Genomic DNA, 13975 nt, shown 5'->3' with positions numbered 1-13975 from the left:
AATTAGCTGAATGCTAATAGTTGTTTGCGCAGCATTCAGCAGGAAATGCTTACCAAAGGAAATGGTTCATTAATGGATAATGGATAATTACCTTTCCCTAAAAAGGAGAGGATTGACCAATATGGATAATTATTGTTCTACTGATTAATTGTCAAAGCCTTTATATGTAAATATTTGAGGATTTTTAGAGTGAAAAAAGGTGCAAGGTTTTCCGTCTAAAAAGCTAAAAAGTTAGAATTCTGAGTAGATAAGGATAGAAAAATTAAGGGATATTTCTTCCTCCTAACTCCTCTAAATTCTGATAAATTCTGAATTCTATTTGCGGAGCATTCCGTAGGAAATTCAGAATTCTGTTTGTGGAGCATTCCGTAGGAAATTCTATTCTCCTGTCTCCTACCCTCACCCATAAGACTTCCATAAGCAAACCCTAAATAGTTATGGAAAATCAATGTTTGTCTTTGTAGGTATTATAGTGAGCGTAAAAATATTTTATGGAATTATGACTTCTCCTAAAATAAATAAACAGAATCAGATACCAGAAAGTGTTCAAAAAAAAATACAGATAGCTAAGGATAACAAACTTAAGAAGTTAGATTTAAGTGATAATAAATTAACAACATTACCGGAATCAATTTCTAAACTCACCAATTTAACTAGGCTTTATTTAGGAAGTAATAAATTAACAACATTACCGGAATCAATTTCTAAACTCACTAACTTAACTACCCTTGATTTAAGTAAAAATAAACTAACAAAATTACCGGAATCAATTTCTAAACTCACTAACTTAACCACCCTTGATTTAAGTAAAAATAAATTAACAAAATTGCCGGAATCAATCAGTAAACTCATCAACTTAACTACGTTTTATTTAGATTATAATAAATTAACAACATTACCGGAATCAATTTCTAAACTAACCAACTTAACTACGCTTTATTTAGGTTATAATCAATTAACTAAATTACCGGGATCAATCAGTAAACTCACTAACTTAACTACGCTTTATTTAAGACATAATCAATTAACAACATTATCGGAATCAATCAGTAAACTTACTAACTTAACTACGCTTTATTTAGAATATAATAAATTAACAACATTACCGGAATCAATTTCTAAACTAACCAACTTAACTACGCTTTATTTAGAATATAATAAATTAACAACATTACCGGAATCAATTTCTAAACTAACCAACTTAACTACGTTTTATTTAGATTATAATAAATTAACAACATTACCGGAATCAATTTCTAAACTAACCAACTTAACTACGCTTTATTTAAGATATAATCCTCTAGAAACTCCACCAATAGAAATTGCTACAAAAGGCATAAAAGCAATTAGAGAATATTTCCAACAAATAGAAAAGGAAGGAATAGATTATCTCTATGAAGCAAAATTAATAATTATTGGAGAAGGTGGCGCTGGTAAAACTACACTAGCTAACAAAATTCAAAACCCAGACTATCAACTCCGAGATGAAGATACCACCAAAGGAATTGAAGTTCATCAGTGGAATTTTCCCACAAAAAATCAACATGAATTTCAGATGAATATTTGGGATTTTGGCGGACAAGAAATTTATCATGCTACTCACCAGTTTTTTCTGACCAAACGCTCCCTATATATTCTTGTAGCTGATACTCGTAAAGAAGATACAGATTTTTATTATTGGCTGAATATAGCAGAATTATTGAGCGATAATAGTCCTTTATTAATTATCAAAAATGAGAAACAGGAACGTAAACGGGAAATTAATCAACGGGCATTGCAAAGTCAATTTTCTAATATCAAAGAAATCTTAGCCACTAATCTTGCTACTAACCAAGGATTAGAAAAAATTAGAACACAAATCCAACATTACATCAGTAATTTATCTCATATTGGCAGCGCCCTTCCTAAGACTTGGAAAAAAGTCCGTGAAGTATTAGAAAAAGATAGTCGTAACTATATTAGTTTGACAGAATATTTATCCATTTGTGAAGAGAATGGCTTTAAGAAACGAGAGGATAAATTACAATTAAGTGGTTACTTACATGACTTAGGAGTTTGTCTTCATTTTCAAGATGACCCTTTGTTAAATAAAACAGTTATTCTCAAACCAGAATGGGGAACAGCCGCAGTTTATAAAGTTCTAGATAATCCACAAGTTTATGATAATTTTGGCAAATTTACCAAAGACGATTTAGTCAATATTTGGCATGAAGATAAATATGCCAATATGCACGATGAGTTACTGCAATTAATGATTAAATTTAAACTCTGCTATAAAATTCCTGGTACTTCTCAAACTTATATTGCCCCTCAACTTCTAACAGAAGCTCAACCAGAATATGACTGGGATGAAAGTAATAATTTGATTTTACGTTACACCTACGAATTTATGCCTAAAGGAATAATTACTCAGTTTATTGTGGCGATGCACAAGAATATTGAGAAGCAAAAATATGTATGGAAAAGTGGAGTTATTCTCAAGAAAAATCAAACCAGAGCAGAAGTAATTGAATATTACAGTAAGAGAGAAATAAAAATTAGAATTTCTGGGCAACAAAAACGGGATTTAATCACTATTGTTACTCACGAATTAGATAAAATTCATAGCTCCTACAATAATCGACTCAAATATAATCAATTAATTCCTTGTAATTGTAGAACTTGTAAAAATACTCAGAATCCTCACTTCTACAAATTTGAGAAATTAAAAGAACGGCTTAATAATGGCAAAATGACAATTGAATGCGGTAATTCCCCCTATTATGAAGTTAATATCCGGAGTTTAATTGATGATGCAATAGATAGTCATAATTATGAAAAAATTTCACAACTTAGACATCCTCATAATATACATATAGGTGGAGACGTTATTGTTAATAGCCCTAAAATTAACAATAAAAATGGAAATGTTGTGGATAATATATTTGGTAATAATAATATTAAAAATGAAGTAACAGGAAATTCTCCTCAACCAAAAAGAGAGGACACTAAAAATCCAAGTTTTTTAGATTTCTTGGCTTGGATGCAGAATGGGCAAATTCTTTTTATCTTAATCTCTTCTATTATTGGCATTATTTTACTAATTATTTATCCTAAGTTATATCCAGATGGATTACCAGAATGGGTAAAGCCAATTCAAGACATAATTCCAGCTCCACAAAAAGAAAATAAATCCGATGAGTGATATTTTTAAATTAGAGTATTTCTATTAGAGAAAATATCCAAAAATTACTGTTTAATGAGAGGATATCTGAAAAGTTTTTTGATACTGAATTTTGCCCCCGAGCAAGCCAACTTTGGGGGGAACAAGAGTCAATTTGCTTACTCTAGTCCCCCAATTTTGGGGGATTTAGGGGGCGAGCGATGCAGCAAATGGGACTTCTCAGACAACCTCTGAGTAGAAAACTTATGATAGAGCTTGCTGATTAAATCTAAAAGCATTGACATATAAAGACAAATGCTTTTTTGGAGTCGAATTGCAGTGCACCTGTTTCAGTCTAAAACACTCAAAAAATTAGTATTTTAGGCTCATAGTTGGGCAGAAAAATCATTCTGACAATTGTTACCGAATAATTAAGGTTTAAAGCCTCTCCTTTAAACAAGAAACAAGCGGTCGTTTTGCTTCGCATAACTACGTTAACGGCTGTCGCCGACATGAAAAGCGCAGCTTCCCGAAGGGTGGGATGGCGTTTTGCTCCGCAACATATAAAGCGGAGCGGCTCACCTCAAGAGCGGGTCTCCTCGCCATATCCAATCGACCAAGAGAGAAAAAATTTTCCTTTGAGTCAATCAATTCCGTTTTAACTATCCAAGTAATTATTAATTATTAATTATTAATTATTAATTGCTGAATCATACGTTCTGCCTGAGAACCATAACCACCACCGAAGAGATTAAAGTGATTGAGAATATGATACAAATTATAAAGACTTTTACGTTGTTGATAACCATCATCTAAAGGCCAGGCTTGATTATAACCACGATAAAAAGCACTGGGAAAACTACCAAATAATTCAGTCATAGCAATATCAACTTCGCGATCGCCCCAATAAGTGGCCGGGTCGAAAATTACTGGCTCCCCATCCACAGTTACTCCAGCATTTCCCCCCCATAAGTCACCGTGAACCAGAGAAGGTTGTGGTTGATGACCTGCCAATAATTCTGGAATGATTTTTAGTAGGCGATCGCTCTGACGAAAAGTGCCACCCCGACGTTTTGCTAACTTAAGTTGATAACCGATGCGGTTTTCTGCCCAAAATTCTGCCCAGTCTCCATTCCAAGTATTAATCTGGGGTGTGGAACCGATAGTATTGTTGATGTCCCAACCAAATTCACTTTTACCCTGATAGTGATGTAAAGCTGCTAAATTACGTCCCATCTCTTCCCAAGATTTATCCTGACCGCGACCACCTAAGTCTAGCCATTCCAAGACAATATAAGAATTATTTCCTTCGATGCCATAGCAAATTGATTTTGGCACGAGAATAGTCTGGGTTTCAGACATTTGCTTTAACCCTAAAGCTTCTGCTTCAAACATTGCTATCTGCGAAGCTTGATTAAGTTTGACAAAATAGTTGCGACTGCCATTAGTTATTTTATAACCACTGTTAATACAACCTCCACCAACTGAAGAATGGTTAGTAACTTCAAAATGTTCGGCCGTTACTTGAGTGATATGTTCAGCAATTTTTTTCCACATATATATCTAGATTCAATAATTTATTTTTAAAAAGCTAAAAATTAGCTATTGTGCCATAGGCAATAGTATAAGGTCATTCCTTGGCAGTTATTTATTTTTATCTTTTTAAAAACGGAAAAAATATTTATTGTGCTATACGCAATAGTAGAGACTCAACTGCTTCATAAAACCGATATAAAACGTCACAATTGCGACATTTTAATGTTTACTTCCTGCTTCCACCGGAACTGTCGGCAGCACTCCGTCCACAGGCATTAACGGTCAAGCCGACCGCATCTCTCAAGTTTATACTTGCGTTTAAATCCCGGTCTATAGATATCCCACAACACTCACACTCATAAGTCCTGAGATTTAATGGCATCTCTTGAACATGACTACAGTTAGAACAAGTTTTTGTTGATGGGAAAAATCTATCTACTACTACCAACTCAGAACCATACCATTGACACTTATATTCTAACTGTCGTCTAAATTCATAAAAGCACTGTCTGCTAATTGATTTTGCTAGTTTGTGGTTTTTGAGCATTCCACTAACGTTCAAGTCTTCTACGACAACAGTGCCGTGGTTTTTGGCTAAATATGTTGTTGATTTATGAACTGTATCTTTGCGGATGTTGGCTACCCGTCTATGTAGTCTAGCTATCTTTAATTGTGATTTTTTCCAATTAGCTGAACCAATTATTTTATTGCGGTTGATGTATTGTTTTCTAGAAAGTTTGGCTTCAAATTTATGAAGTGGTTTTACGCTTTTAAATATTTTACCATCACTTAAACTTGCTAAGGTTTTTATTCCTAAATCTACACCTATGGCATTGGTTGTTTTGGGTGTGGGAGTAGGAGTAGATTCATTCGTAGGGGCGAACGGCCGTTCGCCCCTACAGCTTATATACCAATCACCTGCTTGTCTGCTTATGGTTATTTTTTTAGTAGTTGCTTCAATGGGTTCATAAGTTTTGACCATACCAATAAAAGGTAATTTGTGATTCCATCCGTTTAATTCTATTGGTTTTCCACTGGTTTTCTATTGTAAAAGAATCAGACTTACCTTTTTTCTTAAATCTTGGATATTTGCCTAATCCTTTAAAGAATCTTTTAAATGCCTCACCCAAGTTAATAAAAGCATATTGATAAACTTTAGATGATAAGTTTTTCATCCAAGGATAAAGTGGTTTTGTGTGATTGGTAAAAACCTCTCTAAGCTTACGGATGTTTGGCTTATAACCATCAATATATGCAGCATTCCACAGACTCAAGCCCCAGTTATAGCACCAGCGTGAGTAGCCAGCGTGTTGAGCCATTAGAGTTTTCTGCTTATTATTAAGTTTGAGCTTGGTTCTAGTGGATTTCATCTATGGGTGAGTGTGGTTGGTCTTAAAGTATGGTTAGTTCAGAGACCATATTATACGTTATTCTCTGATTAAGTCAATGCTTCTCTGAGAAGCTGAAACGGCAAATAATCAATTACCGTAATTGAAAAACAATTCAATAGCAAAAGGAACTCCGGCAATTCCCTAATCTACACATCCAAAATTCCTAAATCATCCTGTAAATATGCAATGCAAAAAACTTATATGAGACTTTTTTTAACCGACATTTTTACCCCACCACTAGGAGTAAAAGTAATACCTCGACGTAAAGGTTTAAGCGGATGCCGATCCAATAATTCAAGTTCTACTTGGGATAAAATAGTTGCTAATACCAACTTCATCTCAAACAGAGCAAAAGCATATCCCAAACAGCGACGGTTTCCACCACCAAAAGGTAAATATTCATAAGGGGAAAATTGTCTTTCTAGAAAGCGTTCAGGTTTAAAATTTTTCGGTTCGGGATAGATATCTTCTCGATGATGAGTTAAATAAATAGAAGGTAAAATAGACGTTCCAGCTTCAAAGTTATATCCCAAAATTTCCAAGGGTGCTTTTAACTGGCGACCAACAAAAACTACAACCGGATAAATTCTCAAAGTTTCTGAAACTATCGCACTTAAATAAGGTAGTTTAGCAATAAAATTGCTATCTGCATTCTGAGGCAGAGAATTTAATTCAGCCATAAGTTTTTCGCCAACTTCAGGCAGATAATGAATCCAATAAAAAGCCCAAGCCAAACTATTAGCAGTTGTTTCGTGACCAGCAAATAACATAGTCATTAATTCATCTCGTATTTCTGCATCGCTCATTGGTTTACCAGCTTCATCTCTAGCAGAAAGTATTAAACTAAGGATATCTTCACCTAAAGTATCTGGGTTGTTTCTTCTACGATAAATTTCCGTCTGCAAAATTTCGTGAATTAGTTGCTGTTGCTTGACAAACTTTCCCCAAGGAGTCAAAAAACCTAAATCTTTTTGCAATACTGGAAAAAACAAGAAAAATGATTTTAACGGAGAGTTGAAAGTCTCTAACCAAGAAATCAAAACTTGTCTAAGTTGCTCATATCTTTCTCCCTCATCTAAACCAAAAATAGTCCGTAAGATAACTCGCAGAGAAATTTCTTGGGTATAGTCGCGGATGAAAAAAGGCTTACCTATTTGCCACGAACTAATAACTTGTTTTGTTACTTCAACAATTGTATTACCGTAACTTTTCATCCTTTCTCCATGGAAAGGAGGCATTAATAATTTACGAGACTTTTGATGTTGAATACCATCCATCAAAACTAGAGAATTATCTCCCAATAAAACTCTGATTGGAAGAGTAGTTTGTTTTCCCACTTCAAATAATTCTGGAGGAGCAGTAAAGACTTGTTCAATTGCTTCAGGATTACTCAAAATTACGATTGGTGGAAATCCAAAAGATTTAGGTGTATAGAAAATATCTCCATATTTTTGATAGGCTCTTTCTAACAAGCCAAACTGATCTAATAGAGCTTTAATTGTTTGGATAAAGACTGGTGTTTTTGGTCCGTTTGGTAGTTTTGTTTGAGGTTGAGATGAGGATAAAGGATTCATGATTAAATTTTTTGATTTGTTGAATAGTTAGAGTTATGTTTTCAAGGAAATGTAGAGGTTCATTAATGGATAATGGATAATGGATAATGGATAATTAGCTCTGGTTAAAACCGCTACGGAATTGAATATAAGGAAATATTGTTTCTTCTCTTGGTTGATTAGATATGGCGAGGAGACCCGTTCTTGCAGACCCGCTCCGAAGATCGCCATCCCACCCTACGGTCCGCTCCGCTAACCACCGCTGTCTTGGTCGATTGGATATGGCTAGGTTTCCTCAGCATACCTCGACCGCTTTTTCCCCTTAAAAGGGAAGGCTTTAAACCGAAATTATTTAATTATTAATTATTAATTATTCGGTAAATATCCTAACCTATTTGCGTAGTGCTATGGACTTGCAAATATGAATTGTTTGAATTAATAAAGCAGGCTTTTCCTAAAAACCTGCTGTCTGAAATACTGGCTAATAATTGTACTAACTATAATGTTTCAGTATGAATTAGCGCTTTCAGCAAACTCTCAACTTTTTCTTCCATTTCTACTAATATATTTAAAGATAGGGTAATATCATCTTCAACTCCTAACAATTTAGCCGCTTTTTTGACAGCTTCTTTCTCTTGTTTTGCGTAATCTTTATCAGCACGAGCCATTTTAATGGCGTTATACAGCAATATTCTTGGTGTTGACAAGCCAGGAACATCTGATTTTATCTTGGGCAACAAGTCTTCTAACTTGGCATTCTTGTAGTCAAATTCTTTGTATTTTTCTATAGCTTCTTCAGGAGCGCCAATCATTCGTTGATGATTTATTAACCAGTTCATCTCTGCCTCTGGCACATCCCCATCAGCTCCAGCAATAGCGAGCAACGCATACCCAAAATTAAGATATGCTTCAAACGGAGCAGAAGAAACACCCTGAGTCCTTTTGAGGTATTCTGAGCCTCCTATCATTTGCTCTTCATTTGTTGTCATAATTTGTTTCCTTTTCCTATTTGTTCAAGTTGAGTTTACCGAAAAATTGGGTTTAAAGCCTCGCCCTTGTAGGGCGACTTTTTATTTTTATGTTAAGTGAATTGAATATATGCTATAGTGTTATTAGTTGCCGGGGGGCACTCGGAAACTCTAAACGGACGTGGAGGCAAGCGTCAGACTACTGCCAAAGTAGCAGCAGCCTGTGAGACGTCAACCCACCGAGGAGCTAAGGCTCGGTAGGAATCCCCGTGCCTTTAGGCCGGGGAGGATGTCAATGTACTGACAATTTTTTAGTGTCACAGTCAGTAGAAGAAAGCCAGTACACTTAGCTATTCAGCTTGCCTTACTTGTGGTAATTATATAGCGCTATAGTAGAAAACTATCTCCATAAATTATCAATTACTTCCCTCCTGGGAGGGGTTAGGGGTGGGTTCCCTGTTCCCTATTACCTCTTTTATTGGAGATATCTAGTGTATATCAACTTGCAAATATTAATTATTTGAATTAATAAAGCAGGCTTTTCCTAAAAACCTGCTGTCTGGAATACTGGTACTTTTCAATGGTTTGAGAATTAATCAGCAAGCCCTAATTATTAATTATTAATTATTAATTATTAATTATTAATTGTTGAATATATCTTTGCCTAACTCAAAACTTTCAACAACACTTCCATAAATTATTAATTATTTTTCCCTGTTCCCTATTTCCTATTCCCTATTCCCTCTTTTATGGAGATATCTAGTGTATATCAACTTGCAAATACAAAGTTTGAATTAATCAAGCAGGCTTTTCCTAAAAACCTGCTTTATTGAACACTAGCTAATAATTTTACTAACTATAAAGTTTCAGTATGGATCAGCGCCTTCAGCATACTCTCAACTTTTTCTTCCATCTCTACTAATATATTTAGAGATAGGGTAATATCATCTTCAACTCCCAACAATTTAGCCGCTTTTTTTACAGCTTCTTCCTCTTGCTTTGCGTAATCTTTATCAGCCCGAGACATTTTAATAGCATGATAAAGTAATGTTCTTGGTGCTGACCAGTTAGGAACATCTGTTTTTATATTGGGCAACAAGTCTTCCAACTTGGCATTCTTGTAGTCAAATTCTTTGTATTTTTTGATCGCTTCTTCAGGAGCGCCAACTATCCGTTGATGATTTATTAACCAGTTCATCTCTGCTTCTGGCACATCCCCATCAGCTCCAGCAATAGCGAGTAACGCATACCCATAATTAAGATATGCTTCAAAAGGAGCTGAAGAAATACCTATAGTTCTTTTCAGGTATTCCGAACCTTCTATCATTTGCTCTTCATTTGTTGCCATAATTTGTTTCCTTTTCCTATTTGTTCAAGTGGAGTTGACTGTACTGATAATTTTTGAGCTTCACTTTCAGTACAGAAAAGAAATTGCCGTTAGCTATTGAGCTTGGGTTACTCCTGGTCAGTATATAGCGGTCAGAAGTCAAAGGTCAAAAGTAATTTCTAATTGAGTTTGACCATTAATAAATTTCCGCACACTACTTGATTAAATTCTTTAAATCGTGACATACTCCCACACGCTCGCTGGCGCGCATTGTGTAAGCTCTCTCGTTTCGTAGCCCTGCCATTGCATCGGGCAAGCGCGTGCTTTAAGGACGTCTGGGCCCTACCGCCCTATTAAGGAGAAACAAGAAATAATTTTCCTTTGAGTTAATCCTGTCCGTTTTCAAGGAGAGGTAATTATTAATTATTAATTATTAATTATTAATTGTTGAACATATCTTTGCTTAACTCAAAACTTTCAACAATACTTCTGCCATTTCTTTACATCCGACTTGTTTCATTCCTTCGGACATAATATCCCCAGTCCGATAACCCAAATCTAATACTTGCAACACCGCTTCTTCAATTTTATCTGCTGCGGCAGGTTGCTCTAGAGCATAACGTAACATCATTGCCACACTCAGGACTTGTGCCAAAGGGTTCGCCTTATCCTGACCCGCAATATCTGGAGCAGAACCATGAACTGGTTCAAATACTCCCGGTCCAGAAGCACCGAGACTCGCCGAAGGTAACATCCCAATACTACCTGTTAACATCGCAGCAGCATCAGAGAGAATATCGCCAAATAAATTTCCTGTGACAATCGTATCAAATTGTTTTGGCCAACGAACAAGCTGCATGGCAGCATTATCTACATATAGATGAGATAACTCCACATTTGGAAATTCCGAGGACATTTGAGTAATGCGATCGCGCCAAAACTGAGACACTTCCAAAACATTCGCCTTATCTACCGAACACAACTTACCGCCACGTTTTTGAGCTGTCTCAAATCCCACTTTAGCAATACGGTCAATTTCTGACTCAGTATAGGCCATCGTATTAACACCGCGTTTTTCTCCTGTCTCTGTCTCAAATACACCCTTGGGCGTGCCAAAATATATTCCACCTGTTAATTCTCGTACCACCATAATGTCCACGCCTTCCACAATTTCTCGTTTGAGGCTAGAAGCATCTATTAATTGGGGCAAAATTTTTGCTGGCCGTAAATTAGCAAATAATCCTAATCCTGCCCGTAATCCTAATAATCCAGTTTCTGGCCGTTGATGGCGTGGTAAATTATCCCACTTATAACCGCCGATCGCTGCTAAGAGTACTGCATCACTATTACGACATTTTTCGAGAGTTTCTTTCGGTAGGGGTTCCCCTGTAGCATCAATGGCAACTCCACCGATAGGAGCTTCTTGAAATTCAAAGTTAAGGTTAAATTGCTTACTAATGACTTTTAGGACATCTACCGCCACTGTCATAATTTCAGGGCCAATGCCGTCACCAGGGAGTAGAGTAATGCGGTAGTTCATAATGTTCTATTTTTTAGTTTTCTATGAGTGAGTTTTTGACAAATCATTTAAGACTACTATGTATCGCCATCCTATTTCAATTGCAGGTAAAAATATCTTTAAATTTAGGGAACAGGGAATAGTGGGTAAAAGTCTTAAAGTTTTTATCTATGCGGAGATTTTTTACAAATCATTTGGGATTGCTATATCATAACTTCAGTTATTATTGTTTGTTAAGTAATCGTAAGTATTTCCTGCGGAATGCTGCGCAAACAGCCTTCAGCTATTAGCTATCAGCTAATTTTGGGGAAGGTAAAAGCAACCTTTGAAATTGAGTTTGAATAAAAAGTTACTGACATAGGTCCCCTTGCAAAGCCTGAGAAGTAATGAATAATTACTAATTGCTGTTTGCGTAGCATCCCGCAGGGAAGCGCTGACTGGGAGCTAGCTAAATGCTTACAAGTAATCTCAATTATCATAACTTTACTTTCATCTATAAAGGACATTTTTTTTGACGGAGTAAGCATTTTTAATCAACCATTAAATTTGCTGTTTCTTCAAAATTAAAATTCTCATACTCTGGTCAGCAATCATCAATTTTAAGTTAGGAAAAGTATAATATAAATTATCCAGTCAAATTAAGTTGATTAAAATGAATAAATCGTTATTTTTTCTACATAAGTTAATCACAACTTTAACATTTTGTGTAATTTTAGTTGGCTTTACTGCTCCTAAGAGTATCGCTGAGTCAAAGACTGAACAAAGGCGTGCTGCTTGTGTCCTAATTGATTTTGATGGTAGAGTTCGGTCTACAGGACGTTGTAATGTCAATGTAGTTACAAGCAACTCTGGTGTAAAGTTTGATATTGAATGGGATGGTTCTCTTAGTACTCAGTTCTCTCTAAATAAATATCCTACTGATGGAACTTATCGTATCAATACTAATAATGGAAATGCTACTATGCAAGTTGAAAAACAAGGTACTGTATTTATCTTTAGAAGCGATCGTGGCTTTAGAGGTAGAATAATATTTCCATAAAACTATATTCAACAATTAATAATTAATAATTAATTATTACTTCTCCCTGAAAAGAAGAGGATTGATGCGGAGCGTGAAAATTTTTTCTTGTTTCTCCTTTAAAGGAGATGTTTTACATATTAACTATTCGGTAATTTAAGGAACAGGAATAAACATTTCAGAGTTTTTATGTATCCTTAGATTTTTGACAAATAATTTGGGATTGCTATAGAAAGAGTACAAATAAAATTAACACAAGTAGATTAATTACTTGTTGAATTTATTCAGACTATAGTTTTTATTTATGTTATTATTTATTCTATAACTTGAGTTAGATAACTTTAACTAAAAATGAATATTAAGCAACTATCTTTAACTATAATTCCCCTAATTTTATTCTCGATTTTAGGTGTGAAAGTTCTACCTATTAATACATCCCCCGCTTTGGCTAAATCACAAATAGCAAATCAAGTTTTAACTGAAAAAACCGATAAATTTTTATTAGCTGCTGTTGATAGTTGTGAAGTTTCAATGCCAAGTTCTTCTACAAATGAACGTCTTGTTCTGAATGTCCGAGAAGTACCTAATGGTAATGTTGTTGGTACAGTTGATGATGGAGATACAGTAGAGTTAGAAACTGCGGATGGAATCGAAGGTTTGTTTTGGGTCAAGATTATTGAGCCAGTTACAGGATATGTTTGGACAGAATATCTGACAAATTGTAATTGAAGAAGTCAGAAGGCAGAAGGCAGAAGGCAGAAGGGAAAATTGCTTATGGATAGTTTTGTACACACCACTTAGGTAAGCATTCAGCCGTCAGCCATCAGCTAGCCTCCTATGGTCGTAACTGCGGACTTCAGCTATTGCTTTTAGTTTAGGATCAAAGCAATATTTAATTGTCTTACTACAAAAGTTGCCTCCCTTACCCTTAAAGTCAGTTGTTAATTTCAATACTGTCCTATATGAGAGAGTCTTGTTGCTGATAGCTGACAGCGAGCTAGCTGAATGCTTACCCACTTAGTGTCTACAAACCTCAAACAATTTCTAAGATGGTGGTGTATTAAACCAGCTACAGAAAAGATAATTTTTTTGTGATAAATATATTAATAAATATCTGACTCAGCCAAGATGATTTATTTTTAAGCTGAGTTATTTTTATTGCTGAAATTTTTCCATTAACCAACTTCCAACTAAGCGTTGATTCATATTTCGACTATGTTGAAGCGCTTCGTCAAGTAGAGCAATTTTTAATCCTGGTAAAACAAGAGATTCTCTAATTTGTTTACTACCTCCATCCACCACGGACAATGCAATAATTTTCACATTTTGTACATCAACTATCCAATATTCTACCACTCCGATATTTTCATATAAAATAAGTTTTTCTCCTTGAGCATCAGAAAGCGAACTATTAGCAACTTCTATTACTAAGTCTGGTGCTGGATATTTTTCTAAGTCAATAATATTCATTATCTATACTTTCTAGCACTTGTAAATATTCTGACCAAGTTGCAGTTATCT

General features: G+C 35.2%; 10 protein-coding genes and 1 pseudogene. 4 read left to right on the top strand and 7 right to left on the bottom strand.

Annotated features, from left to right (window positions below; genetic code table 11):
* The first annotated feature begins 448 nt into the window (after positions 1-448).
* On the top strand, positions 449-3184 hold the full coding sequence (locus SAGCYANO_RS03305; protein ID WP_202218772.1) for a COR domain-containing protein: 2736 nt from the start codon (positions 449-451) through the stop codon (positions 3182-3184).
* 642 nt (positions 3185-3826) lie between these two features.
* Here SAGCYANO_RS03305 and SAGCYANO_RS03300 read toward each other — a convergent pair.
* From SAGCYANO_RS03300 to SAGCYANO_RS03285, 4 genes and pseudogenes are all read right to left on the bottom strand, one after another.
* Positions 3827-4699, bottom strand: coding sequence for a fructosamine kinase family protein (locus tag SAGCYANO_RS03300; RefSeq protein ID WP_202218771.1), 873 nt, complete (start codon positions 4697-4699; stop codon positions 3827-3829).
* A gap of 205 nt (positions 4700-4904) precedes the next feature.
* Positions 4905-6048, bottom strand: a pseudogene (locus SAGCYANO_RS03295) (RNA-guided endonuclease InsQ/TnpB family protein).
* 218 nt (positions 6049-6266) lie between these two features.
* Positions 6267-7643, bottom strand: a complete 1377-nt coding sequence (locus SAGCYANO_RS03290) for a cytochrome P450 (protein WP_202218770.1) — start codon at positions 7641-7643, stop codon at positions 6267-6269.
* Between the two features lie 476 nt (positions 7644-8119).
* Positions 8120-8611, bottom strand: a complete 492-nt coding sequence (locus SAGCYANO_RS03285) for a hypothetical protein (RefSeq protein ID WP_202218769.1) — start codon at positions 8609-8611, stop codon at positions 8120-8122.
* 117 nt (positions 8612-8728) lie between these two features.
* Here SAGCYANO_RS03285 and SAGCYANO_RS47265 point away from each other — a divergent pair, with 117 nt between their 5' ends.
* Positions 8729-8851 carry a hypothetical protein gene (locus SAGCYANO_RS47265; protein WP_255502447.1) on the top strand — a complete coding sequence of 41 codons (123 nt, stop codon included), beginning with the start codon at positions 8729-8731 and terminating at the stop codon, positions 8849-8851.
* A 595-nt stretch (positions 8852-9446) separates the two neighbouring features.
* Here the strand turns inward: SAGCYANO_RS47265 and SAGCYANO_RS03280 are convergent.
* Complete coding sequence (locus SAGCYANO_RS03280) at positions 9447-9938, bottom strand: hypothetical protein (protein ID WP_202218768.1); 492 nt, start codon at positions 9936-9938, stop codon at positions 9447-9449.
* Between the two features lie 442 nt (positions 9939-10380).
* Positions 10381-11457 (bottom strand): 3-isopropylmalate dehydrogenase, encoded by a 1077-nt coding sequence (leuB, locus tag SAGCYANO_RS03275; protein ID WP_202218767.1) that lies wholly within the window; start codon positions 11455-11457, stop codon positions 10381-10383.
* Positions 11458-12088: 631 nt separating this feature from the next.
* On the opposite strand from leuB, the gene SAGCYANO_RS03270 reads away from it, so the two are divergent.
* Both SAGCYANO_RS03270 and SAGCYANO_RS03265 read left to right on the top strand, forming a co-directional pair.
* Entirely contained in the window at positions 12089-12475 is a 387-nt protein-coding gene (locus SAGCYANO_RS03270; RefSeq protein WP_202218766.1) for a hypothetical protein, read from the top strand.
* 330 nt (positions 12476-12805) lie between these two features.
* A complete protein-coding gene (locus SAGCYANO_RS03265) occupies positions 12806-13183 on the top strand; it encodes an SH3 domain-containing protein (RefSeq protein WP_202218765.1) in 378 nt (125 codons plus the stop codon).
* 426 nt (positions 13184-13609) lie between these two features.
* On the opposite strand, the gene SAGCYANO_RS03260 is transcribed toward SAGCYANO_RS03265, so the two are convergent.
* On the bottom strand, positions 13610-13924 hold the full coding sequence (locus SAGCYANO_RS03260) for a Uma2 family endonuclease (protein ID WP_202218764.1): 315 nt from the start codon (positions 13922-13924) through the stop codon (positions 13610-13612).
* Positions 13925-13975 lie beyond the last annotated feature (51 nt).

This window comes from Okeania sp. KiyG1, from assembly GCF_014132355.1.
Classification (GTDB): Bacteria; Cyanobacteriota; Cyanobacteriia; order Cyanobacteriales; family Microcoleaceae; genus Okeania.
The sequence above is the reverse complement of the archived record's forward strand: the minus strand, read 5'-3'. Positions and strand labels throughout refer to the sequence as shown.

What these genes read in the sequence shown, in the direction of transcription:
- SAGCYANO_RS03260 (WP_202218764.1), bottom strand. Translation starts at nt 13,924, where the DNA reads ATGAATATTATTGACTTAGAAAAATATCCAGCACCAGACTTAGTAATA.
- SAGCYANO_RS03265 (WP_202218765.1), top strand. Translation starts at nt 12,806, where the DNA reads ATGAATATTAAGCAACTATCTTTAACTATAATTCCCCTAATTTTATTC.
- SAGCYANO_RS03300 (WP_202218771.1), bottom strand. Translation starts at nt 4,699, where the DNA reads ATGTGGAAAAAAATTGCTGAACATATCACTCAAGTAACGGCCGAACAT.
- SAGCYANO_RS03280 (WP_202218768.1), bottom strand. Translation starts at nt 9,938, where the DNA reads ATGGCAACAAATGAAGAGCAAATGATAGAAGGTTCGGAATACCTGAAA.
- SAGCYANO_RS03290 (WP_202218770.1), bottom strand. Translation starts at nt 7,643, where the DNA reads ATGAATCCTTTATCCTCATCTCAACCTCAAACAAAACTACCAAACGGA.
- leuB (WP_202218767.1), bottom strand. Translation starts at nt 11,457, where the DNA reads ATGAACTACCGCATTACTCTACTCCCTGGTGACGGCATTGGCCCTGAA.
- SAGCYANO_RS03270 (WP_202218766.1), top strand. Translation starts at nt 12,089, where the DNA reads ATGAATAAATCGTTATTTTTTCTACATAAGTTAATCACAACTTTAACA.
- SAGCYANO_RS03285 (WP_202218769.1), bottom strand. Translation starts at nt 8,611, where the DNA reads ATGACAACAAATGAAGAGCAAATGATAGGAGGCTCAGAATACCTCAAA.
- SAGCYANO_RS03305 (WP_202218772.1), top strand. Translation starts at nt 449, where the DNA reads ATGTTTGTCTTTGTAGGTATTATAGTGAGCGTAAAAATATTTTATGGA.